The organism is Sphingomonas sp. P3_C5 (assembly GCF_056402635.1).
Genome location: NZ_JBFUHA010000003.1, coordinates 197598 through 221636, shown reverse-complemented (window position 1 = coordinate 221636; position 24039 = coordinate 197598). Strand labels below are relative to the sequence as shown.

Below are 24039 nucleotides of genomic sequence, written 5' to 3'. Positions count from 1 at the left end.
TCAGGCCGGCTCGTGCGCGCGTTGCTGCACGATGCCGTCAGCGAGCTTGGCGGTGACTTCGGCGAGATGATCGAAGCGCGCTTCGTAGCGGGCCATTCCCTGGCTCAGCGAGCGGAGCTCCGCCTCGAGGCCGTGGAGTTCGGCTTCGGGCAGCATCACCTCGATCCTGTCCCAGCGCGACCAGCCATCCTGCGGCGTCATGCCGAGCATCTGGCCGCGCCTGGTGGCGACCGCCGAGGTGATCCGCGAGGTGGCGCTGCCGGGTGCGTGCACGGTGACGTGCGCGACCGGTTCGAGGAGATAGGGCGCGGCCGCGGCCAGCGCATCGGCCATGGCGATCCGGCCCGCGGTGCGGAAGGCGAGCTCCGAGCTGTCCACACTGTGGAAACTGCCATCGACCAGCGCGACCGCGACATCCACGACTTGGAAACCGAAGGGTCCGCTCATCATTGCGTCGCGCACGCCCTGCTCGACCGCCGGGATCCATTGCTTGGGAATTGCGCCGCCGACGATCCGGTCCTCGAAGCGGAAACCCTCGCCGCGTGCCAAGGGCCTGATCTCGATGACCACATCGCCGAACTGGCCGTGGCCGCCGGATTGCTTCTTGTGCCGGCCGTGCTGGCTCGCCGGTTTTCGGATGGTTTCCTTGTAAGAGACGACCGGGCGCTTCGACGACACCGCCACGCCGTAGCGGCGCTTCAGCCGTTCGATCGCGACCGAGAGATGCTCGTCGTTGAGACCGTGGAGCAATGTCTCGCGCGTGGTCTCGTTCGGCCCCCAGCTGAGGCCTGGATCCTCCTCGACCAGCCGGTTGAGCGCGACCGACAGGCGGACCTCGTCCTTGTGATCCTTGACCGCGATCGCCAGCGCGCAATTGGCGACCGGCGCGGCACGGCTCGGGGCCGCGGCCGGCGCCCGTCCGTTCGTGCCGACCCGACTGCCTGCCCGCACTGCCTCGGCCTTGGCGATGCCGATCACATCGCCCGGCTCAGCCCGCGCGATTTTCGTGGTGGCGGCGCCCTGAAGCGAGAACATCGTCCCGGCGCGGGCGTGATTGCCCTCGTCATCGACCAGCTCCGCGCCTTCCGCAAGCGGCTCGCCGAAAACCCGCGCGAGCGCGAGCCGGCCGACCGTGCTGCCATGGGATATCTTGAAGATTTCGGCCACCGGACCGTTGATGCCGAGGCGTTCGGCGGTCTGCGCCGCCGTCGGCGTGTCGTGGCGCAGCATCTTGAGCAGGCGGCGGATACCGAAGCCGTTGAGCGCCGAACCGAACAGCACCGGCACGACCAGCCCCGCCGCGGTCTCGCGCGCGATATCGCCGAAGATGGTGTCGAGGCTCGGCACCTCGTCGGTCAGCAGTTGTTCAAGCAGGACGTCGTCGTGATCGGCAAGCTGTTCGAGCATGTGGAACCGCGCGGCGGCTTCGTCGTCGCGGAGGTGCGGTGCGATCGGCACCTGGAGCGAGCGCTTGCCCGGCTGGTAATGATAGGCACGCTCAAGCGCGAGGTCGACAAAGCCGGCGACGCGTTCGCCGGCACGGATCGGGATCTGCCGCGCGACAAGGGCAGCGGCACTCATCGGCTGGAGCGCGGCCAGCAGATCCTCGATACTGCCGCGCGCCTGATCGATCTTGTTGACGAACAGGGCATGGGGCAGACCCATCGCCTCGAGATGGCGCAGGATGGGCTCGACCAAAGGCGCGCGCACCGGATCGGGATCGATCACGACGAGCGCGAGATCGGACGCGGCCACCGCCTGTTCGGCATCGGCCGCGAAACCCGCGGAGCCCGGCGCATCGACCAGCACATAGCGTTCGCCGACCCATTCGAAGCGCATCAGATTGAGTTCTGTCGAACCGCCGCGCGCCCGGGCTTCGGGGCTGGCATCGCCGACGCTGCTTCCCGCATCGACGGCGCCAAGTCTCGGGATAGCACCCGCAGCGAACAACAAGGCTTCAGCGAGACTGGTCTTGCCCGTGCCAGCCGGCCCGACAAGCGCGACGGCTCTGGCGCCGTGACGGATATCTTCCATCCTGTCCTCCTCCTGCCCACCGCTCCTTGACGAAGCCGTTCGCGGGAAAGAGCGAGGATCGGCCCATAAAAGCGGGAACGCAAGGGTCGTTATCGAAACCCCGGCTCGCTATCGCCCAACAGGCCTCAGGCAGCGATATCCCGTCGTTCCGCCTCCGCCGTTGCGAGCGAAAGCTTCGCGACCGCGCCCATGCCCGGGCCTTCGCTCTCGAGCTTGAGCGAGCCATGCATCGCCGCCATCGAATTGGCGCACCAGTGCAGGCCAAGCCCGCCCGATTTGTCCTTGCGGGTCGAAAAGCCGCGCTGGAACAGGGTCGGCGCCCGATCGGCGGCGAAACCCTCGCCGTCATCGCGGATCGCGATGCAGGTCCGGCCGTTCACCTCCTCCACCGAGACGGCGATGCAGCCGCCGCCGGTGCCATAGCCCTTGATCGCCTCGGCTGCGTTGGCGAAGAGATTGCCGATCACCTGGCTGAGGATGACCCGGCTGCCCATCACCAGATGCGGCCGCGCGGGGAAGGTGAAGGCAATCGAGAGTTCGCCGGAATAGCGCGCGATCGTCGCATTCTTGGCGATGATCTCGGTCACATCGCATATCTCGAGCTCGGGCCGGTCATGCGCCGCCTGTTGCTGCTCGCCGATGATCTCGAGCACGAAGTGCATCGCCTCGCGGCCGATCTGGAGCTGGCGGCGACGCTCCTTGCGATCCTTGGCTTCAGCTTCGACCGCTGCCGCGACAAAGGTGATCAGCTTTTCGCGCCGGCCCTGCGGCAGATCGTCCTTCGCCAGCTCGGCAAGCGCCCGGTCGAGCGTGGCGCGGTCGATCGGCGGCGGCTGGGCGATGCCCTGGCTGAGGATCGTGCTGATCGGATTGAGGGCGTTCCGCACATTGTGCATCACAGCGACCGCGCTTTCGCTGCGACCATGGGCGAAGCTCTGCACCTCGAGCTGCTCGCGCAGATCCTTGAGCTGGCGGAGCATCGCGGTGAAGCTGCGTCCGAGCGAGCCGATCTCGTCCTGGCGTTCCTCATCGGCGGGCGGGCCGAGCGAGCCCGAGCTTCGGACGGCCTGCATATGGTTCTCGACGCGGCGCAACGGCTTCAGCACGAGCCGGGTGATCATTCCGCTCAGCACGATAAGCACGATGACGAGGAGGAGGGTCGATCCGGCGATCGCGAGGATCAGCATGCGCTTGCCGAGCAATGATATGTCGCGCGGTACGGTATAAACCGCGTTGGCGACGGCATGCCCGTTGGGGCCGAGGACCGGCACCGCGATGAGCATCGTCTCCTGGCCCGGCGTGATCCGGCTAGTGTCGGACACATTGGCAAGATTGAGACCGGCGCTGAGCTGGAGCAGCCCGGACAATTGCCGTGGGGTGATCCGGCGGGCCATCAGCACATAGCCGCGTGGGCTGCCGCTCCCGTCGCTGCGGCGGACCTGGGCGACGCCGAGAGCGGCCACATCCTGCCCGAGTCGAACGAAGAAACTGCCCGAATTGCGGGCTCCCACCACCTTCTTCAGATCGATGCGCTGGATTTGTGCGATCAGCAGGGCGCGCATCGCCGAATTGTCAGCGCGTCCGTCGCGCCAGCGGGCGATGACGACGCGGCCGTCATTGCCGATATAGGCCATGCCGTTGACGTCGAGATTTTCCATCGCGAGCGGCGAAAAGGATTCCTGCTCGAAGGCGGGCGTCTGGTGCGCCATATAGTCGTAGCTCGCGTTCCAATCGCCATAATCGCGCACCGCGCTTTCGACCTTGGAGGCATATTCGCCGAGCGCGGCGCGAGTCCGCTCGACATGTGCGTCGACCGATTTCACCTCGAGCTGATTGAAGCTGGGGATGATGACGCTGGCGAGCAGCAGCATGATCGCGACCGAACCGACCACACCGACCCCGGTCAGGATCAGGACGAGCTTGGCGCCGAGCGACGAAGGGTTGCGCAACACCTCCAGCCGGCGGGCGGCGGAGCGGAACATGGGCCGACTCCGCGACCGCACCATCAGCCCAGTGTCCCGTTACCCATTTCCGGCTCGAGATAAACAAGCTCTTCGGAAGGATCGCTGACGAAACGCATTGCGGCAATCTCGCGCGCCTCGTCCGGGTTGATCGGGCGCGAGAAGTAAAAGCCCTGGAAATGCGAGGCACCGGCCAGATGCAGCGCCTGGACCTGAGATTCGGCCTCCACACCCTCGGCGACCACTTCGAGCCCCAGCGCACGGCCGAGATGGACGATCGACTGGACGATCGCCGCACTTTCGCGCTCGCGGCCCATGCCATCGATGAAGCTGCGATCGATCTTCAGGCAATCGAGCGCGAATTTGCGGATATTATAGAGGCTGGAATAGCCGGTGCCAAAATCGTCAAGCGCGATGCGGAAGCCCATCTGGCGCAGCTTGTAGAGCGTCTCCGCGGCGCGGTCGGCATCGTCGAACAGGGCGGTTTCGGTGATTTCGATCTGGACCCGGCTTGGCTCCACCCCCGCGCGCTGGATGCATTCGAGGATATGGGCGACGAAATTCTGACGGCGGAACTGGCGGGGCGAGAAATTGACCGAGACATATTGCCCGGGCCATTCCTGCAGCTCCTTCAGCGCTTCGAACAGGACCCAATCTCCCAGCTCGTGGATCAGGTTCGATTCCTCGGCGATGGGAATGAACATGGTCGGCGGAACCGGGCCGAATTCTTCGGTTTCCCAGCGCAGCAGCGCTTCGAAACCGACGACCTCAAGGCCATGGCGAGCGATGATCGGCTGATAGACGAGACTGAGCTCGCCCCGTTCGATCGACTTGCCCAGCCCGCCCTCGATACGGCGGCGGAAACGAATCGATTCGTCCATGCTCTCGTCGAATACGCGAACGACGCCGCGGCCACTCTGCTTGGCGTCATTGAGCGCGAGATCGGCGCGGCGAAGCAGATCGACCGGATCGCTCTCGTCTTCGCCGTCGACATAGACGAAGCCGGCGGAAGCGGCGCCCTGGACTGAATGGCCGAACAGCTTGAAACTGACGGCGCATGCCTTGATGACCCGTTCGCACGCCATGCCGGCGGCTTCCTCGCCGGGCGAATCGAACAACAGGCCGAACTCGTCGCCGCCGAGCCGTGCGACCATGCCGCCCTCGGGCACGTTATCCTGGAGGATCGCGCAGATCTGGCGGAGCATGTCGTCGCCGGCGACATGGCCAAGCGTATCGTTGACCAGCTTGAATCGATCGAGATCGACCAGCGCGGTGGCAAAGCCGACCGAGCCGCGCGCCTTTTCGGCGAGCGCTTGCTGGAAGGCACGACGGTTGGGCGCCTCAGTCAGCGAATCATGGTTGGCGGCGTGGATCGCCTTGCTCTCGTTCGCGGCGAGCTCGAGGCCCTGTTCCTCGAGGATCACGATCTTCTCGGCGAGCGCGGAGCGTGCTTCAGCGAGTTCGCGATCGACCTCCCAGCGGTGCGCGAGCGCCATCGCCATCTGGCTTACCTCGGCGACCTCGAACGGCTTGGCGATGTAGAAGATCTTGTCGGCGGGGCCGGCTGTCTTGCTGATCTCGATCGGCGAGAAATCGGAATAGCCGGTGACGATCACCAGATTGATATTGGGGTCGAGTGCGCGGATTCGGGTGGCGGTCTCCTTGCCGTCGATGCCCGGCGGCATGCGCACATCGATAAAGGCGACCGCATAGGGATCGCCGGCGCGGACCGCCTGCTCGATCAGCGAGACCGCGTCGAGGCCCTGCATCGCGTGGGTGAGAACGAGGTTCCTGGTCGACGGGGCGGGCGCCGGGGCGCTTTCGTCGCCGAACAGCTCGGCCGCCATAGCGTCGAGGGCATCGGTATCGGCCGCACCTGCCGGCGCGAAGCTGCGCCGGTAGGAATCGTGCATGGCCGGTTCGTCATCGACGATCAGAATCCGCATCGCAGCACTGTCCCTTGATACCCTATGCGGGCGCTTTGTGCCCTTCACACGACGTAACCAGACGCAGTTAAAGCGCCGTTAACGCTGTTATAGGGGTTTATCGCAGAGCGCGGACACCAAGCACGATCGCGCCGAGCGGCCCGGCATTGTTGCCGAGCGCGGCCGGGACGACATAGGCTTCGACCGGATCGAGGCTGGGGGCGGTGCCATAGCCACCAAGGCTGGCGATCAATTTCGTCCGAATCCGCGGGAAGAGATGCGGGATGCCCGTCATCACCCCGCCGCCCATCACGATCCGGCGCGGAATGCCGGTCAGCACCAGGGTGTGGAGGAGCTGCGCAAGCGCATGGGCGACGCCGTCCCAGGCAGGATCGTCCGCACCAAGCGTCTCGGCGCCCTGCCCCGTCCGCGCCCTGATCGCAGTGCCGGAGGCGAGGCCTTCGAGGCAGTCGCCGTGGAAGGAACAGGAGCCCCGCCATTCATCGCCCGCCAGCCTGACCGGCCGGATATGACCAAGCTCGGGATGAGTCATGCCGGTGGTCGGCTCGCCGCCGAGCACGAGCCCGACGCCGATGCCGGTGCCGACAGTGACATAGGCATGGTGGTCCACGCCCTGCGCCGCGCCCCAGCGCCCCTCGCCGAGCGCGGCACCCGCGACATCGCTGTTGAAGCCGGTCGGCACCCCGGCAAATGCGGCGAGCCGGCGACCGACATCGGTATTCGACCAGCCCTGTTTGGTCGTCGCGGTGATGAAGCCGTAGTCACTGGCCCCACGATCGAGCGAGACGGGGCCGAAGCTCGCAATGCCGAGCGCGGCGAAGCCCGACCAGCGACCAAGCACCGCCTCGATCGCGGCCAGTGTCTCCCCCGGCTGCGTGGTCGGAATGCGGACCTCGTCGCGAATATCCTCCGGCCCAGTCGCGAGAATGCAGACGCATTTGGTGCCGCCGAGTTCGATTCCGGCGATAAGGGGAGAATTCGTCATCGCCGCGCTATCCGCCGCGGGGAGAAGTTCTGTCAATCGTGCCTTCATGTGATGACCGGCACATTCTTGCGACAAATTGCGTTTAGGGAGCCCTCATCAAGAGGGTTGGAGTGATTATGCGGCGTATCGGCATCTTCGTGTTTCTGTTGACGAGCACTGCTCCCGTGGCGGCCATTGCCCAGAGCGCCCCGGCGCCTGCGCCCGGTTCCGCGCAAACATCCCCGGCCGGACCAGCCAAACCTCGCCCCGCGCCGCAACCCGCGGATGAGGGCAATTCCGACGAGCCCGACATCATCGTCACGGGTTCGCGCAACCTGCCCGGCTCGGTGGTCGGCGATATCCAACCAGAGCAGCAGCTGGGGCCGGCGGACATCCGCTCCTACGGGGTCAGCTCGATCTCCGACCTGCTCAACGAACTGGTCCCACAGACCACCAGCGGGCGCGGCAGCGGCGGCGCGCCGGTCGTGCTGCTCAACGGCAAACGCATTTCGGGCTTCAACGAGATCCGCGACATCCCGACCGAGGCGATCGCCCGGGTTGACATCCTGCCCGAGGAAGTCGCGCTGAAATATGGCTACCGCGCCGACCAGAAGGTCGTGAACATCGTGCTGCGCCGTCGCTTCCGCGCGACCACGGTCGAGTTGGCCGACAAGGTGCCGACGGCGGGCGGGCGCAACAATGCGCAAGGCGAGTTCGACCTGCTCAAGATCCGCGGTGACGGGCGCTTCAACCTGCACGCGGAGTATCAGGCGAACTCAGCGTTGACCGAGAATGAGCGGGATATCCTCCCACAGACCGACCCGAGGCAGATCGAGACGATCGACCAGCGCCCCTATCGCACGCTGCTCTCGTCGAGCCGCGATTTCAGCACCAATGCCGTCTATGCGCGCAGTATCCTTGGCGGCGTTTCCGCGACGGTGAACGGCAAGATCGAGGCGACCGACAGCATCGGCCTCAACGGTTTGCCGGGCGTTTCGCTGACGGTGCCTGCGGGCAATCCGTTCACGACCTCGCCCACCGGCGAGACGGTCGACCGGATACCGGGCGGATATCTCCCGCTGCGCCAACGCAACTCGGCGTTGAACTATCATCTCGGCACCACGCTCAACGGCAATATGGGCAAATGGCGCTGGTCAGTGACGGGCAATTACGACCGGGTCGATTCTGAAACCTTCACCGATACCGGCCTCGATGCTTCCGCCTTCCAGACGCGAATCAACGCCGGTGACCCGAGCGCCGATCCGCGCGGCAGCCTGGCCAATGCCGGGATCGCTTCGAAGCAGGGCAACCGTGCCTTTTCCACCTCGAACAATGCGGGCGTCGATCTTCTACTTAGTGGCCCGGTCCTCAACCTTCCGGCCGGTGCGCTCTATACGAGCGTGCGCGTCGGCGGCGATATCAGCGACCTGAGCAGCAAATCCTATCGCGACGTGCTCACCCAGGCGAGCATCAAGCGCAATACGGTGAACGGCCAGATCAATGTCGATGTGCCGATCACCAGCCGGAACAAGCATTTCCTCGACGCGATCGGATCGCTGTCGCTGAACTTCAACCTGGCCGAGGACCATCTCTCCGATTTCGGCACGCTGCAGACGATCGGCTATGGCGCGAACTGGTCGCCGATCGAGGCGATCCGAATCATCGCATCCGCGACCAACCAGGATGTCGCGCCGAGCGCGACACAGCTCGGCAACCCGACGATCACTACGCCCAACGTCCGCGTGTTCGATTACATCCGCGGCGAGACAGCGACAGTGACGACGGTTTCGGGCGGCAATCCCGACCTGATCGCGGACAGGACCCATGTGCGCAAACTCGGGCTGACGGTGAAGCCCTGGGCGACGAAGGACATCAACTTCACCGCCAATTACGTGTCGAACCGTACCGACAATCCCATCGCAGGCTTCCCGACGCCGACCGCGGCGATCGAAGCAGCGTTCCCCGGCCGCTTCACCCGCGATTCGAACAATATGCTGACCAGGATCGACCAGCGGCCGATCAATTTCGCCGAGAGCGAGAGCTCGCAGCTGCGCTGGGGCATCAATTTCTCGGTGCCGCTGAAATCGAAGATCCAGAAGCAGTTCGAGGCCTTCCGTGCCGGCAAGGGACCTAACCCGCTCGAGGGGATTCAGCTCCCGCGTGGCTTCCGCGGGCCTGATGGCGGGCAAGGCGGTGAAGGCGGTCGGCGGGGCGGCGGGGCCCCCGGCGGGAACGGCGGCGCGCCGCAGGAAGGCGCTGCCACCAACGGCGGGAACCCCGGCGGCGCCCCCGGTGACGGCGGCGGTCGCGGTTTCGGCGGGCGCGGCTTCGGGGGCGGCGGTTTCGGTGGTGGCGGACGGGGCGGCTTTGGCGGTCGCGGCGCGGGCGGCGGTCGGCTGCAATTCGCGGTCTATCACACCTGGCATTTCACTGACACGGTGCTGGTCCAGCAGGGCGGGCCGCGGCTCGATCTGCTCAACGGCGACGCGATTGGCGGCAGCGGCGGGCAGCCGCGCCATGAGGTCGAGGTGCAGGGGGGCTATAGCAATAATGGCCTGGGTTTCCGGCTTTCCGGCAATTACCGCAGCGGCACGCGGGTGAATGGCGGCACACCCGGCAACCCCCAACCGCTCGATTTCTCCGGCCTCGGCACCGCCGATATTCGGCTGTTCGCCGATCTCAGCCAAAGGCTGGATCTGCTGAAGAAACATCCCTGGATGCGCGGCGTGCGCATCTCGCTCGCCTTCACCAATATCCTCGACAGCAAACAGCGGGTGACGGATTCTGCGGGCGGGACTCCGATCAGTTACCAGCCGGATTATCTCGATCCGATGGGCAGGGCAGTGCGGCTGAGCATTCGGAAGCTGTTTTTTTGAGAGCGGCGGAGTGCATGGTCCTGTGTGAACCGGATCTGCTCACCGCCTGCTCGCCCGCGCGTTCTCCTGAACAAAGACCTCTTCGCAAACATTGCTTTCCGGCGCACCCTCGCAGTTCGTGAACCTTTTCCGTCTTTCCACGACTAGAGTGGAGAAACGGAGCGAATCTTGGCCAAAACCCCCGATACCGAAAGCCGGCTGCGCGACGAACTGCTGGTGGTGCGTTGCCAGTTGGGCGAGCGCCAGGCGTTCGAAGAACTCGTACGGATATGGTCTGGGCCGCTGTTGCGGCACGTCCGGCGCGTTGCCGGCGCCGACATGGCCGAAGACCTGGCACAGGAAGTGTGGTTGCGGGCGCTGCGCGGGATAGCGCGGCTGCGCGACGGCGCCAGGCTGGGGCCATGGCTCTTCGGTGTCGCGCACCAATTCCTGATGGATCGCCTCAGGGTTCGCTATGCGGAACGCGAGGCGCTGGACGAAGTCCCGGATGAGCCGGATGCAGAGACGCTCGAATCCTCCGAATCGCTCTTCGCGCTTCTAGAAACCCAACTCGGCGCTCTTCCCGTAGTGGAGCGCGAGACGCTGACGCTCTTCTACCTGGAGGAGCTATCGCTTGTTCAGATCGGCGAGATTCAGACTGTGCCGATGGGGACGGTGAAGTCGCGCCTGTTCAGGGCGCGCGGAATGTTGCGCCAGTCAATGCTGGAAGGAGCATGTGATGGATATTGAAAATAGGTCGACAATGGCGGTGAGCTCTCTGTCGGAGGTCTCGTTCCGCTCCCGAATGGGGCATCTCGCGCTGCTTCTCGGGGCGACCGGCGGGAGCGTCGTGTTGAGCTCGCTGCTGGCTACGGAGGACGGACTTCCCCTGCGCACCACCGTAGCACTTGGGATATTGCTGTTGATCAACCTCAGCTGGATGGCATTTGCTACCTGGGTGCTGACGGCGCGCCGGGCAATGTTGTTCAATCACCGGGTGGTTGCGGGCCGGATTGCCGTCGCCGCGGCTATAGCGTTCACAGCGGGGGCGGCTGTTCTCGCCGCAACCATGCGAAACGCGGCCAGTTACGCCGCCACCGGCTCGGGCCTTGTCCTGCTTGCGATCGCGATTGCCCTGTTGATGCGGGCGAAGCGGGATTTCCGGGCGCTTCAGCTGCGCCGCGCTGAACTCGAGGCCCGGCTCGTGGAGATTGCTTGATGATCTGCGCCGAGCATTGGCGTCGCTCGCGCTGCTTTCCAGTGGTAAGCTCCCGGTGATGATTAGCCGGGTAAAGCGGCGGCTCGGCGTTCAGTTTGTCGGATTTGTCAGATTTTGCCTTTGACCTTGGCTCGGCTTTGCCTTCTGGTCATGGGATCAATGGGGCTGCGCAATGCGCGTAAGGAGACAAGAGATGGTTCGCACATATTGGAGTCGGCTGGGGGCCGCTGCGGTTGCCACGATGGTGGCCATGGCACCCGCTGGCGTGCGGGCCCAATCGGAGCCGGGCGCCAGTTCGGATATCGTGGTTACCTCGGTCCGGTCAAAGCTCAGCAACTGGCGTCAGGCGGAGACACGCCACATCGTGCTGCTGAGCGACGGCGATGAGAAAGAGGTCGCGCGCCTGGCCCGCAATCTCGAATGGCTGCATTATGTGCTGTCAGGGCTGATGGGCAAGAGCGCGGCCGAGGACGACGATCTGGTCCCGATCCACGTCACGCTGATCGGCGATGTCGCGGAATTCAACGACATGAATCTGCGCAACCTTCGCTGGCAGCAAGGGCCGTTTAACGACCTTTTCCAGATCGGTCGCTATTATGATCCGCGCGAGGATGGCGCAGTGATGGCTAACACTCGCGTCGATCAGCGCGTCGTGATCGAGCGTACAACGGTGAATGCCCAATCAGTGAGTGGCCTGCTCAGTTCAATGGCCTCGGTAACCGCAGATGCAAGTATCCAGGGTGGGCTACAGAGCGCAATCGGCACGCTCGCGCTCGCCGGGATGCAGGGGCCTGACGGTGGCGACCTGACTTTCGGCGAAAAGGCGATTCAAATGACCGCCGAGAACCTGCTTTATGCCGGCTATGCCCAGCACTATCTGCTCACCTATCATCCCGCCGCATACCCGCGCTGGTATCTCGACGGGTTGGGCCAGGTTTTCTCGACCTTCGCGGTCACCGGCGACAATCAGATCGAGTTCGGCCGTGCGCCAAAGGGCGTGCAGGCAGTGATCGACGAATTCGGCGCCTATCCGATCAAGGACGTGCTGAATGAGGCCTATCTGGCACAGAAGCCGGGCGGCACGCGCTGGACGCCGATGCACGCATGGATGCTCACCCACTTCCTGTTCTTTTCGGACACGCGGCGGCCGCAGCTCAGCCAGTATCTGCTTGCGCGCGCGCGCGGTGAGGGTCCCGAGAAGGCGGCGGCGGTTTTCGGCGATCCGGCGCAGCTCGGGCGAGACCTCAGGGCCTATTTCGCCGCGCGCAAGCCTTATTACAAAGTCACGTATGCCAAAGCGGATATCGAGCAGCCGATAGTGCGTCGGCTCCGCGAAAGCGAGGCGGCGTTCGTCAAGGGCCGGCTCGAATTGGGTGCGCGTGTGATGATACCGCCGGCGCCGCCGGCCGATGCTGATCCTGCAACCGCCAAACTCATGACGAAGGCGCGCGACGAAGCACTCAGCGACCGTGCGCGCTGGCTTGATCGACTGCGGAGTGCTGCCACCAAATGGTCGGGCGAGCTTGGCGCGCAGTTGCTGCTTGCCGAGGCCGAATGCCGCAGCGGCAATGCCGCCGGGGCCATGGTCGCCGTTCGCCGCGCCGAGGCGCTCGCACCGGCCGATCCGCACGTCCTGGTGTGGAAGGGCACAGCAATGATCCTGCAGGCCGATGCGCTGACCGGGGCCGAGCGGAGCAATATGGTGGCTGCAGGCCGCAAGTTGATCCTCGCGGCAAACAAGGCGGATAACGAAGCGGTCGAGCCATTGCTGGCCTATTATCGCAGCTTTGCCGCCACCGGCGAAGCGCCCGGCGCGCACGCCATAGAGGCACTACAACGCGCGTGGGAGGAAGTGCCGGCGGCCCCCGAGACGCGGCTCGCACTCGCTCAGGCGGTGGCCGCCGAAGGGCCACCAGCGATCGCGCAGGCGATCATCCTGCCGGTAGCTGCGGGCCCATACGACTCGCCCGAGCGGCCGGCGGCCCAAGCGCTGCTGAGCAGCATCCGCAATCGTGCGTCGGCGGGATCCGGGGGCGGGGCGAGGTGAGCCTCGCTTCACACGTCTGAGGGTTTTCTCCTCACGACCCGGTAAGGGCTCACACCTTCGCGGCCTGATTCAGCTCCCTGCCTCGTTCCCGGCGCCGCCGTTATTCCACCGTCACCGACTTGGCGAGGTTGCGCGGCTGGTCGACGTCGGTGCCCTTGGCCACAGCGACGTGATAGGCGAGCAACTGCACCGGCACCGCATAGACGAGCGGCGCGATCAGCGGATGGACCTTGGGCATCTCGATCGTCGCGATCGTGTTCTCACCGGCCTGGGCGATGCCGTCGGCATCCGAGATCAGCACGACCTGAGCGCCGCGCGCCTGGGCTTCCTGCATGTTGCTCACGGTCTTGTCGAACAGCGGGCCTGAGGGAGCGATCACGATCAAGGGCACCTGATCATCGATCAGCGCGATCGGCCCGTGCTTCATCTCGCCCGAGGCATAGCCCTCGGCATGGATATAGCTGATTTCCTTGAGCTTCAGCGCCCCTTCGAGCGCCATCGGATAATCGGGCCCGCGGCCAAGATAGAGCACGTCTCGCGCCGCCGCGATCTTTGGCGCTATCGCTTCGATCTCCTCGTCATGGCTGAGCGCGTGACTCATCGCCTCCGGCACAGCGCGCAGATGGGCGACGATCTCGCGCTCCATCTCATGGTTGAGCTTACCCTTGGCGCGAGCGAGGTTGATCGACAGCGCAGCCATCACCGCGAGCTGGCAGGTGAAGGCCTTGGTCGAGGCGACGCCGATCTCAGGGCCGGCATGAGTCGGCAGGAGGAGGTCGACCTCGCGCGCCATCGAGCTGGTCGGCACGTTGATGATGCCGGCCGTGGTGAGGCCCGCCGCCTTCATGTGGCGCAGTGCTGCGAGCGTGTCGGCGGTCTCGCCCGACTGCGAAATAACGATACCGAGCATGTTCGGGGTGAGAACCGGGTCGCGGTAGCGGAACTCCGAGGCGACATCGACCTCGACCTGGATTCGCGCGAACTGCTCGATCCAGTATTTGCCGATCATCCCGACATAGGAAGCAGTGCCGCAGGCGACGATCGCGACACGCTCGACCGAACCGAGATCGAACTCCATATCCGGCAGCGCGACCATTTCTTCCAGCGGCCGGAGATAGGAGCGGAGCGTCTGGGCGACGACCACCGGCTGCTCATAGATCTCCTTGAGCATGAAGTGGCGGTGATTGCCCTTGTCCATCAGCTGACCCGAGGCGCCCGAATTGACGATCGGGCGGCTGACCGGTTCATTGTCCCTGTCGTAAACCTGGACGCCGTCACGCTTGATGACGGCCCAATCGCCCTCTTCGAGATAGGCGATGCGCTGAGTCATCGGTGCGAGTGCGAGTGCGTCCGAGCCGAGATAATTCTCGCCGTCGCCATAGCCGACCGTCAGCGGCGCGCCGAGGCGGGCGCCGATCAGCAGATCTGGCTCGGACTTGAACATCACGCCGAGCGCGAAGGCGCCGTGCAGGCGCGGCAGGACATTGGCGACCGCTTCCTTCGGTGCGAAACCGCGGCCGAGCTCGCGGTCGATCAAATGCGCGACGACTTCGGTATCGGTCTGGCTTTTGAACTGGCGGCCCTCGGCGATCAGCTCGTCCCGCAAGGGTTTGAAATTCTCGATGATGCCGTTGTGGACCAGCACCACGTCGCCGACGATGTGCGGATGGGCATTGTCCTCGGTCGGCGCGCCGTGCGTAGCCCAGCGGGTATGCGCGATGCCGCTGTTGCCGGGCAGCGGATCCTCGGCGAGGCGGGCGGCCAGATTGAGGAGCTTGCCCGGCGCGCGGCGTCGATCGAATTCACCTTCGTGCACGGTGCAGATGCCAGCGGAATCATAGCCGCGATATTCGAGCCGCTTCAGGCCATCGAGCAACCGCTCCGCGACCGGGCCCTTGCCGAGAATTCCAACGATACCGCACATGCATTCGTCTCCGTGGCCTCGTGGCCCGTTATTTCTTCGCCGCAGCTTTCTTCGCTGCCATCACGTCACGGAAGCGCTTCGCGCGACCGGCCCGTGCCTCCTGCTTGCCGCGGGCGACCGCCAGGGCGTCGGCCTCGACATCCGCGGTGATCACGCTGCCAGCACCGACGATCGCGCCGGCGCCGATCGAGACAGGCGCGACCAGCGCGCTGTTCGAGCCGATAAAGGCGCCCGCTCCGATCACGGTCTTGTACTTGAAATAGCCGTCATAATTGCAGGTGATCGTGCCGGCGCCAATATTGGCCCCCGCCCCCACTTCGGCATCGCCGAGATAAGTAAGGTGATTGGCCTTCGCGCCCGGGCCGAGCACCGCCTTCTTCATCTCGACGAAATTGCCGATCTTAGACTTCTCGCCCATCACCGCGCCCGGCCGGAGCCGCGCGAACGGGCCTACTTCGGCCTTGGCGCCGACTGTCGCGCCCTCGATATGGCTGAAAGCGTGTATCACGGCGCCGTCGCCGATCGTCACACCGGGGCCGAAGAACACATCGGGCTCGATCACGACATCGCGACCGAGCTTCGTGTCATAGGCGAACCATACGGTCTCGGGCGCGATCAGCGTGGCGCCATCGGCCATCGCCTGCGCCCGGCGGACCTGCTGCCAGCTCGCTTCCACAGCCGCCAGTTCTCCACGGCTGTTCACGCCAGCGACCTCGGCAGCATCCGTCTCGATCACCGCCGATACGCGGCCATCCTCGGCCGCCAGCATGACGATATCGGGGAGATAATATTCGCCCGCCGCATTCTCGTTGCCGACCATCGCCAGCAGCGCGAACAGATCCTCGCCGCGCACCGCCATCAGGCCCGAATTGCACAGTGTCTCCGCGCGCTCCTCGGGCGCGGCGTCCTTATACTCGACCATCTTGACGATATGGCCGTCGCTATCGGCGATCACCCGGCCATAAGCGCCGGGATCAGCCGGCCGGAAACCGAGCACGACCGTGGCGGGATTGTCGGTGCCGTGGAGGCGATCGAGCATCCGCGCCATCGTCGCGGTCGTCACCAGCGGCACGTCGCCGTAAAGGATCAGGATATCGCCAGCGAAATCGCCGATCGCTTCCTGCGCCTGGGCAACCGCATGGCCAGTGCCGAGCTGATCGGCCTGGAGCGCGGTCACCACGCCGAGCGGCGCCACCGCGGCCCCGACCTGCTCGCGCCCAGCGCCCGTCACCACAACCACGCGCGCCGGCTGCAGCGCCTCGACGCTTGCGATCAGATGCAGCAGCATCGGATGCCCGGCGATCGGGTGAAGCACTTTGTGCAGATCGGATTTCATGCGCGTGCCCTTGCCGGCGGCAAGGATGATCGCGGCTACAGGACGGGTCATTGGGCCTCCACGCGGCGGCCCTGCCATGATTGGCTTGCCAATTCCATAGCCGCGCTGGCAGGCGCGTACAGATGACGAAGTTTTCATTCGATATTGTCGGTTTCGACCTCGACGGAACCCTGCTCGACACCAGCGGTGACCTGACCACGGCGGTGAATCATGCGCTGGCTGATGCGGGGCGACGGCCACTCACCGTTGAAGAGGTGAAGCCGATGATCGGCGGCGGCGCGAAGCATATGCTGTCGCTCACCATGGCCGCGACCGGTGGCTGCAGCGACGAGGAGCTCACGCGGCTCTACAAGCTGATGCTGGCGTACTACGAGGCGCACATCGCGATCGAGACCAAGCCCTTTCCCGGTATGATCGAGGCACTGGATGCGCTGACAGCGAGAGGCGCCAGGCTGGCTGTCGTCACCAACAAATTCGAAAGCTTCGCACAGAAGCTGTTGGTGGAACTCGGCCTGCGTGACCGGTTCGATGCGCTGATCGGCGGCGATACGATGGGAAAGGGCTTCGCCAAGCCGCACCGCGCGCCGATCGACGAGATGATCCGCCGCTGCGGCGGCGGCAGCGCGGCGTTCATCGGCGATTCGATTTATGACATCATGGCGGCGAAGAATGCCGGCATCCCGAACATCGCGGTCAGCTTCGGTTTCCTGATGCAGCCGGTGGAGGAGCTGGGGGCCGATATCGTGATCGACAGCTATGAGGAGCTGATCCCGGCGCTGGAGGGGATCGGGTGCCGGACCTGAGCGACGCCTTCCAACAAGGCCGTTGGCTGTTCCTGGCTGTTATTTTCGCAAAATTTTTTGCTGGCTGTTATGTTGGAATCTGATCAGTGATTCACTGCCTGATTTCATATAGTTACAAGCTGCTGGCTGTTATTGAATAACAGCCAGGAAACAGCCAGGAAACAGCCAGTGGGCTGGCTGTTCCGCAGGATAACAGCCAGCGCCAGTCACGGATATGTTTTGACAATAAAAAAGAGCGCGGCGGAGGCCAAAGTTTCCGTCCTGTTGCGGAGTGCCACTCTTTGCTGTCGCGTTGAATCGAGGATGCCCTGCACCCAAGCGACAATCCGTCCTAATTGATGATCAGCGCGTTGGAATTGATGTTGTACCCGACAAGCTCCGCCTTCTCGCCGGCGATTTTGTAGACGAAGGTCTCGGCCGCGTCGCCCCGCTCGTAGGTGGTGGCATAGTTCAGCGTGACGAAATGACCGCCGGTATTGACCTGATCGTTCCAGCCCTTCTGCTCAGCCTTCTTCACCGTGCCGAGCTTGCGGTGAACCGCAGCGAGCAGGTCGGTGAGCTTGGACTCGGCTGCCGCGCCCTTCATTTCGGAGGCCGATTCCTGATAGATTTGCGCATTCTGGCCCGCATCGAGCATGGTATGGAACCGCGCCACGGCCTTTTCCGCCACCGGGACATCGGTGCCTGGCGAACAGCCTGCCAGAGCACAGAACAGCAGCGCGGCACCCAAACTTCTCATCATTGTTTGCCCCTTACCAAGCGAGAACCAGCCTAGCTGCTGGGGTCTGCATGACAAGCACCCAGGAACAAACCTCACCAGGTGCGTTTGCTGACAAGGCTGAAAAGCTGGTTCCCCGTCAAGGATTCGAACCTCGGTTGCCGACGCCAAAAGCCGGTGTCCTGCCGCTAGACGAACGGGGAATGGCACCAGCGGCAGGAGTCGAACCTGCTGACTTTGGTTTTGGAGGCCAAGCCGCGCCCGCGCGCTCGCTGATGTGGTTCGCCGGGCAGGGATCGAACCTGCCATATGCTGATTAACAGTCAGCCCCGTCCACCGTGTTCGGCTCCGGCGATCAAAAGTAATGAGATGAAAGTAATGGTGGCAATGGTTGGGATCGAACCAACGACCTCGCCCTTATGAGGGGCTTGCTCTACCTCTAAGCTACACTGCCAGAATGCGGTGCAGCCGAACGGGCTTCACCAATTTCGGGTGAGGTGCATTCGTTGGAGGGAGCGTATCTGTCGCATGGCGGAGCCTTTAGCCTGAGTTGACCGCGATGGCAACGGGGGTGGCCGGCATCGGCGCGATAATCGGCTTTTCAGGCCTTGCGCCACTTGGTCCATAAATGCCGGGCAAGCATGGCGGGCGGCATGCGCAGCCAGTGCGAGCGGACGTAGAAACCCAGCCGAGTGGCGGGGCGCGTGGCCCTGCCCCATCCGTCCCGGGCGGTCAGACGGCGGAGATAGAGGCGGTCGGCGGGATTCAGCGTCGCACCGTCGCCATAGAGCGCCGCCGCCAGCCGAAGCGCCCGAGCGACCTGCGCACCGAGCCCGTGATGCGCGGCGCGATCGTCGAGCCCGCGAGTGCCGAATTGCTCGACCATGCATTGCACGTCCCACAGGTTGCGCATGCCGCCGGCGAGATCGCCATCAGCGAAGAGATGCGCGGCGGCGTGGACCAGCATGTCGTTCGGCGAGAGTGCGAACAGGCCGGGCGCCACCTCGACGCTGGCGGCGAGCAGCGACGCCGCATCGGGTGTGACCCGCGCGGTCAGCGGCAGGATGGTATGGTGGACGTCGATCATCCGGTCACGCTCGCGGTGGATCAGCGGCGGGAGCTCGTGCATCCACTGCCGGTAATAGGCATCGTCATAGGGATCGGGCTTTACCCATTCCCAGCCCGCCTCGAGCAATGCCGCCTCGACCGCATCGAGCCTGGCGCGCGGAACGAGGATATCTAGATCGCCGATCGACCGCCCCTCCCCCGCCCTCAAGCGCGCCGCGACAAAGGCCGTGCCCTTGAGCAACACGAGCGGCACACCGAGCGGAGCCAGCGCACGGCGGGCAGCCTCGGCCTCCCACAAGGCGGCAATACGGCCGTGCTCCGCCGAGGCGCGCGCGTCGGCAAGGATGCGCGCAACCGTTTCCGGCAGCCGCAGCCCCTCGAGGCGACAGGCCAGCGTGCCGATCATCTGCTCGGCCCGCGCCATCGCAATCAACGCGGTCCAGCCTTCGCTGTCGAGCGCAAGCGTGTTGGCGGGGGTGCGGAGCGCACGGGCGAGCAGCCAGCCGTCTTTTACAGCGCCGCCCATAGAGCCTCCACCTGGACTATCGCGCTGTCGGTATCGGGATAGTCGATCGCCCGCGCGGGCACGGTCTTCACGATCCGGGTCAGTGCGTCGAAACCGCGTTCGCCGAGTGCCACATAATTGGTCGAGGCCTGGGTCAGCCGGACGAACACCTCGCTCGGCAGCACATCGCGCTCGGCCTGCTCGAAGCCGAAGCGCGGAAACAGGATCAACGCCGGCTTGGCTGGCTTGTCCATCGCGGCGATCGCGCCCGCGTCGGGGACGAGATGACGGATATCGCCCTTGGGCGTGCCAGCCAGCAAAGGCCCGTATCGGCCTTCCGGTACTGCGGCCTCCACCACGCCGATCGCCTCATTCTTCAGGCTCACCAGCCGGGGGAAAGCGTGAATCGCTCCAGTCTGGGGATCCACCAAAGCGAACTCGTCGCCCATCAGCCGCCAGCCGCGCGCGCCGAGCAGGGCGGCAAGCGTTGATTTGCCAGCGCCCGAGATGCCGGTCATCAGCAGCGCCCGCCCGTCACGCTCGGCGACGGAAGCATGGAGCAACAGGTAACGGCGCTGACCGAGCGCCATCTGGAGGTTCATCCCCATTTCGGCAGCGAGCAGCCCTTGCGCGAGCGGCAGGGGCGCCGCCTCGGGCAGGACGAAATCGCCGCCGATCATCACCGCCGGTCGCACGAAACGCCGCCATGGCCGCGCGGCGAACAGGCGCACATTGAAGTCCGGCACCCCGTCGCGCGGCGCGGGATAATCGGCGTAGAGCGATTCGAGCTGCGCTATCGGCGCGCGCCAGTCCGAGCCGATGCGGAAACCGACCGGCCCGATCCTGACTGAGAAGACATGCCTCATCCGGTCGAGACCAGCCCCGCGGCGACCAGCTCGTCGAGGCGTGCGGCGAGCGCCGCGTCATCGAGATCGCCCAGCTCATACTCGCTGGCCAATGTCTCGCGGAGAGCAGTAAAGGTCATGCCAGCCTCGCCGAGCGTTGCCAGGATTTCAGGCGCCGGCGCGGTGATCAGATGCGTGATGCCCGAGCTGCGATGATAAACGGCCATGAAGCTGTCGAGGTGGGCGATGCGCAAATCCTCGGGCCGCGCCATGCGGTACAGGCGATCGGGCATCCGGACGCGGCCTCAGCCGCGTGGCATCTGCAGCGAGGCGAAGCAGGTGAAGCCGCTCGTCCCCGATTGCAGGCGGCGGATATAGTTGGTGTAGGCGCGGCTCTGCTCATAGCTCGTGCCCGGCAATTGCCCGCCACCAAGCGCAATCCGCACATCCTCGCCCTTGAACGCCTTGCCCGCGGGCGCGAAGGCGCCGTGCGTGCCGGCTGGCACCAGCGACCCGTCAGCGGCAATATAATTGCCCGCCCGGCCCGGATCGGGCACTGGAATTTCGCAGGTGACGACGGAAGCGGCCGTCTGCGCGAGTGCCGGGCGGATCGAAACGATTGCGCTCGCACCTACCGCGCCGAGCATCAGCGCGCGGCGGCTGGTAGTGCCTTTCGGCGGATCATTTTGTGTGTCGTCGCTCATGATATGCCCTTTATCGTCATGGTCCTTTCACATTCGCAAATCACTGGCAAGCAAGGCTGGCGAGGTTGGCGACGAATGAGTAGGCGACACCATATGGAAGACTCGCTGGCACAATCGGCTCCGGCTTTCGAGGCACCCGCTGCACTTGATGCCGGAGAGGTGATCGAGGGCATTGTCGAGCCCGTGCTGATCGTGACCGAGGGCCGGGTCAGCCATGCCAATGCCGCCGCGCGGAAATTGCTCGGCAGCTATATCCTCGGCGAGGACGTGCGACTCGCGATTCGCCATCCCGCAGCGGTCGATACGCTGACTCATGACATGGCGCCCGACCGCGAAGGCCCGATCGATCTGGTCGGGCTGGGCGGACTCGATCAGCATTGGCAAATGCATGTCTGCCGCGCGAAGGGCGGTGAGCGAGTCGTCCATCTGATCGACCGCACCGGCCAGGATGCGGCCGAGCGGATGCGAGTCGATTTCGTCGCCAATGCCAGCCACGAACTGCGCACCCCCCTCGCCTCCATCCTCGGCTATATCGAAACGCTGGCCGACGAAGCGGGTGCCGACGAGCGGATCCGCGGCCGGTTCCTGAAGATCATGCTTGACGAATCGCTGCGGATGCAGCGGCTGGTCGAGGATCTGATTTCGCTCAGCCGAATCGAGGCGGAGAAATATCGACCGCCGGACGGCGAGGTCGATCTGGCCAGCCTGCTTGCGGAGGTTCGCGGCGAACTCGCCGGCAGTGACGTACGACTCGATCTTGGTGTGGGGGTGCCGCCAATCTCGGGCGACCGGGCGCAATTGAGCCAGATGCTTCACAATCTGGTCGGTAATGCGGTCAAATATGGCCGCGCCGGCGCGCCGGTAGCGGTGCGGCTATGGTGCGATCAGGCGGGCGTGGTGCGGATCAGCGTTGCCGATGAGGGTGATGGCATCCCCCCCGAGCATATCCCGCGGCTTACCGAGCGCTTCTACCGGGTCGATGACGGGCGCAGCCGCGCGGCGGGCGGCACCGGCCTCGGCCTCGCTATTGTCAAACATATCGTCGAACGGCATCGCGGGCGGCTCGAGATCGCAAGTATCGTCGGCAAGGGAACAACGGTAACGGTGATGTTGCCCGCGCATGGAAATGCCGCGCATGGTGGTCTTGTCATCAAACGGTAACGCCAGTGCCACACAGGCCTCGGCATGCCCGGACTCACCATCGTGCCAGCGTTTGCCAACAGGGACCCAAGCGAACAGCCTGGCGGCGGCACAATGTCGGCGTTCCGGGCAGGAATACGGAACCCAGCAGTGAACGAATATCGTCCAGACAGCTTCGACGCGGACATCGGTGAATTGCGCGGCCTGATCGCGCAGATGGGCGGCCTCGCCGAACGCGCGATCGCCGGCGCGATCGAGGCGCTGCAGCGTCACGATCTGGTCGGGGCGCAGCGGATCGTCGCTGAAGACAAAAAGATCGATGCGCTCGAGAAACAGGTCGAGCAGCTCGCCGTCCAGATCATTGCGCAGCGCGCGCCGGTCGATGGCGATCTGCGCGAAGTCGTGGCGGCGCTGAAGATCGCCGGCGTGGTCGAGCGGATCGGCGATTATGCCAAGAACATCGCCAAGCGCGTGCCTGCGATCGACGGCCATCGCGAAATAGAGCCACTTGCGGTTCTGCCGGCCATGGCACGGCTTGCCGCCGAGATGGTGCATGACGTGCTCGATGCCTTCGCCGCGCGCGATGCCGAAGCGGCTGTCGATGTCTGCGAGCGCGACCGGGCGGTCGACGATTATTACAACAGCCTGTTCCGGGTGCTGGTGACGCACATGATGGAAAACCCGCGCACCATCGGTCAGGTCGCGCACCTCATGTTCGTCGCCAAACATCTCGAACGGGTGGGCGACCACGCCACCAACGTGGCGGAGATGGTCTATTATGCAGCGACCGGCACGCACATGGCCGAGCGCGACCGCGGTGCACTCGCACCCAATTGAGGGAATTGCCGCATGGCTCGGGCGAAGATGTTGCTGGTGGAAGACGACGCGGCGCTCGCCGAGTTGCTGGTCTATCATTTCAAGCGCGAGGATTTCGAGGTCAAGCAGACGCCCGATGGCGAGGAGGCCCTGCTGCTCGCCAAGGAACAGGCCCCCGATATCGTCCTGCTCGACTGGATGGTGGAAGGACTGTCAGGAATCGAGGTCTGCCGCCGACTGCGCCGCATGCCCGAAACGCAGAATGTGCCGATCATCATGCTGACCGCACGCGGCGAGGAAGAGGACCGCGTCCGCGGGCTCGAAACTGGCGCTGACGATTATGTGACCAAGCCCTTTTCGCCGCGCGAACTCGTCGCCCGGGTCGGCGCGGTGCTGCGTCGGGTGCGGCCGGCACTGGCGGGCGAGCAGCTTAGTTATGCCGATATCGAGATGGATACGGTCGGCCACAAAGTACGGCGCTCTGGCGAGGTGGTACCGCTCGGCCCCACCGAATTCCGCCTGCTCAAGCATTTCCTCGAGCATCCCGGCTGGGTCTTTTCGCGCGAGCGGCTGCTCGATGCGGTGTGGGGACATGATTCCGACATCGAATCGCGTACCGTCGATGTGCATATCCGGCGGCTGCGCAAGGCGATCAACGGCACCGACAAGCCCGACATCATCCGCACCGTCCGCTCGGCCGGCTACGCGCTCGACACCGGCGCCTGAGGCGAGCTTCGAATCGCCTCCGCAACGGGGGAGCATTACCGGTATCGATGCGTTTCACCTGCGCGCAGCAATCGTCTGCGCATAAAAAGCAGGAGAGCTTCATGAAGATCATCCTCCTCGCGGCGCTTGCCGCCACCACGCCGGCGATGGCGCAGGACATGCCGGCACAGGCAACAACGACAACCAACGCCTCAACAACGGTACCGGCCGATCCGGTCGGCGGCTATCAGCCGTCTCATCCCGCGATCATGGGCACGCTGCCGCCCGGCGTGAAACCGGTCTATGTGCAGGCGCCTTCGCCGGACGAGGCCTATCCCGCCCCACCGCCGCTCGCGCATTATCCGATCTGCAAGCCCGGCCAGTTCGACAAATGCCTGGAGCGTAATTCGCCAAAGTGAGGATCGGGCGAGCGCTGGAGCGCTTGCCGC

At 64.8% G+C, this 24039-nt stretch carries 20 protein-coding genes and 3 tRNA genes; 9 read left to right on the top strand and 14 right to left on the bottom strand.

The window, feature by feature from the left end:
- The 4 genes from AC1DVS_RS09925 to AC1DVS_RS09910 all read right to left on the bottom strand — a co-directional run bounded on the left by AC1DVS_RS09925 (position 1) and on the right by AC1DVS_RS09910 (position 6926).
- Entirely contained in the window at positions 1–2034 is a 2034-nt protein-coding gene (locus AC1DVS_RS09925) for an elongation factor G (protein ID WP_478022520.1), read from the bottom strand.
- A gap of 125 nt (positions 2035–2159) precedes the next feature.
- Entirely contained in the window at positions 2160–4016 is a 1857-nt protein-coding gene (locus AC1DVS_RS09920) for a CHASE4 domain-containing protein (RefSeq protein WP_478022519.1), read from the bottom strand.
- Between the two features lie 23 nt (positions 4017–4039).
- The gene (locus AC1DVS_RS09915; RefSeq protein ID WP_478022518.1) at positions 4040–5941 is read right to left on the bottom strand and encodes a putative bifunctional diguanylate cyclase/phosphodiesterase; all 1902 of its coding nucleotides are present in this window, start codon (positions 5939–5941) and stop codon (positions 4040–4042) included.
- Between the two features lie 97 nt (positions 5942–6038).
- Complete coding sequence (locus AC1DVS_RS09910; protein ID WP_478022516.1) at positions 6039–6926, bottom strand: ROK family protein; 888 nt, start codon at positions 6924–6926, stop codon at positions 6039–6041.
- Positions 6927–7042: 116 nt separating this feature from the next.
- Here AC1DVS_RS09910 and AC1DVS_RS09905 point away from each other — a divergent pair, with 116 nt between their 5' ends.
- The 4 genes from AC1DVS_RS09905 (at position 7043) to AC1DVS_RS09890 (ending at position 13026) form a co-directional block, all read left to right on the top strand.
- Positions 7043–9781 carry a TonB-dependent receptor gene (locus AC1DVS_RS09905; protein ID WP_478022514.1) on the top strand — a complete coding sequence of 913 codons (2739 nt, stop codon included), beginning with the start codon at positions 7043–7045 and terminating at the stop codon, positions 9779–9781.
- A 168-nt stretch (positions 9782–9949) separates the two neighbouring features.
- A complete protein-coding gene (locus AC1DVS_RS09900) occupies positions 9950–10510 on the top strand; it encodes an RNA polymerase sigma factor (RefSeq protein WP_478022512.1) in 561 nt (186 codons plus the stop codon).
- Positions 10500–10979, top strand: a complete 480-nt coding sequence (locus AC1DVS_RS09895) for a hypothetical protein (protein WP_478022510.1) — start codon at positions 10500–10502, stop codon at positions 10977–10979. Before AC1DVS_RS09900 ends, AC1DVS_RS09895 begins: the two co-directional genes overlap by 11 nt.
- A 193-nt stretch (positions 10980–11172) precedes the next feature.
- Positions 11173–13026 carry a tetratricopeptide repeat protein gene (locus tag AC1DVS_RS09890; RefSeq protein WP_478022508.1) on the top strand — a complete coding sequence of 618 codons (1854 nt, stop codon included), beginning with the start codon at positions 11173–11175 and terminating at the stop codon, positions 13024–13026.
- 100 nt (positions 13027–13126) lie between these two features.
- Here the strand turns inward: AC1DVS_RS09890 and glmS are convergent, their stop codons facing one another.
- Positions 13127–14950: a glutamine--fructose-6-phosphate transaminase (isomerizing) gene (gene glmS / locus AC1DVS_RS09885; RefSeq protein ID WP_478022506.1), complete on the bottom strand. Its 1824-nt coding sequence runs from the start codon at positions 14948–14950 to the stop codon at positions 13127–13129.
- 28 nt (positions 14951–14978) lie between these two features.
- Positions 14979–16337 (bottom strand): bifunctional UDP-N-acetylglucosamine diphosphorylase/glucosamine-1-phosphate N-acetyltransferase GlmU, encoded by a 1359-nt coding sequence (gene glmU / locus AC1DVS_RS09880; RefSeq protein ID WP_478022504.1) that lies wholly within the window; start codon positions 16335–16337, stop codon positions 14979–14981.
- 71 nt (positions 16338–16408) lie between these two features.
- On the opposite strand from glmU, the gene AC1DVS_RS09875 reads away from it, so the two are divergent.
- Positions 16409–17089 (top strand): HAD-IA family hydrolase, encoded by a 681-nt coding sequence (locus tag AC1DVS_RS09875; RefSeq protein WP_478022502.1) that lies wholly within the window; start codon positions 16409–16411, stop codon positions 17087–17089.
- 331 nt (positions 17090–17420) lie between these two features.
- Here AC1DVS_RS09875 and AC1DVS_RS09870 read toward each other — a convergent pair whose 3' ends face one another.
- The 8 genes from AC1DVS_RS09870 to AC1DVS_RS09835 form a co-directional block, all read right to left on the bottom strand.
- Positions 17421–17831, bottom strand: a complete 411-nt coding sequence (locus AC1DVS_RS09870) for a DUF4019 domain-containing protein (protein ID WP_478022500.1) — start codon at positions 17829–17831, stop codon at positions 17421–17423.
- Positions 17832–17936: 105 nt separating this feature from the next.
- Positions 17937–18010: transfer RNA gene (locus AC1DVS_RS09865), tRNA-Gln, on the bottom strand.
- Positions 18011–18085: 75 nt separating this feature from the next.
- Positions 18086–18162: transfer RNA gene (locus AC1DVS_RS09860), tRNA-Asn, on the bottom strand.
- 24 nt (positions 18163–18186) lie between these two features.
- Positions 18187–18261, bottom strand: a tRNA-Met gene (locus tag AC1DVS_RS09855).
- Between the two features lie 147 nt (positions 18262–18408).
- On the bottom strand, positions 18409–19401 hold the full coding sequence (locus tag AC1DVS_RS09850; protein WP_478022498.1) for a nucleotidyltransferase domain-containing protein: 993 nt from the start codon (positions 19399–19401) through the stop codon (positions 18409–18411).
- Positions 19386–20246 (bottom strand): HprK-related kinase A, encoded by an 861-nt coding sequence (locus AC1DVS_RS09845; protein WP_478022496.1) that lies wholly within the window; start codon positions 20244–20246, stop codon positions 19386–19388. Before AC1DVS_RS09845 ends, AC1DVS_RS09850 begins: the two co-directional genes overlap by 16 nt.
- On the bottom strand, positions 20243–20518 hold the full coding sequence (locus AC1DVS_RS09840) for an HPr-rel-A system PqqD family peptide chaperone (protein ID WP_478022494.1): 276 nt from the start codon (positions 20516–20518) through the stop codon (positions 20243–20245). Before AC1DVS_RS09840 ends, AC1DVS_RS09845 begins: the two co-directional genes overlap by 4 nt.
- A 12-nt stretch (positions 20519–20530) precedes the next feature.
- Positions 20531–20929 carry a hypothetical protein gene (locus AC1DVS_RS09835; protein WP_478022492.1) on the bottom strand — a complete coding sequence of 133 codons (399 nt, stop codon included), beginning with the start codon at positions 20927–20929 and terminating at the stop codon, positions 20531–20533.
- A gap of 93 nt (positions 20930–21022) precedes the next feature.
- Here AC1DVS_RS09835 and AC1DVS_RS09830 point away from each other — a divergent pair, with 93 nt between their 5' ends.
- From AC1DVS_RS09830 to AC1DVS_RS09815, 4 genes are all read left to right on the top strand, one after another.
- Entirely contained in the window at positions 21023–22090 is a 1068-nt protein-coding gene (locus AC1DVS_RS09830; protein WP_478022490.1) for an ATP-binding protein, read from the top strand.
- Positions 22091–22219: 129 nt separating this feature from the next.
- Positions 22220–22906, top strand: a complete 687-nt coding sequence (phoU, locus tag AC1DVS_RS09825; protein WP_478022488.1) for a phosphate signaling complex protein PhoU — start codon at positions 22220–22222, stop codon at positions 22904–22906.
- A 12-nt stretch (positions 22907–22918) separates the two neighbouring features.
- On the top strand, positions 22919–23611 hold the full coding sequence (gene phoB / locus AC1DVS_RS09820; RefSeq protein WP_478022486.1) for a phosphate regulon transcriptional regulator PhoB: 693 nt from the start codon (positions 22919–22921) through the stop codon (positions 23609–23611).
- A 101-nt stretch (positions 23612–23712) separates the two neighbouring features.
- Entirely contained in the window at positions 23713–24009 is a 297-nt protein-coding gene (locus AC1DVS_RS09815; protein ID WP_478022484.1) for a hypothetical protein, read from the top strand.
- Positions 24010–24039: the final 30 nt, after the last annotated feature.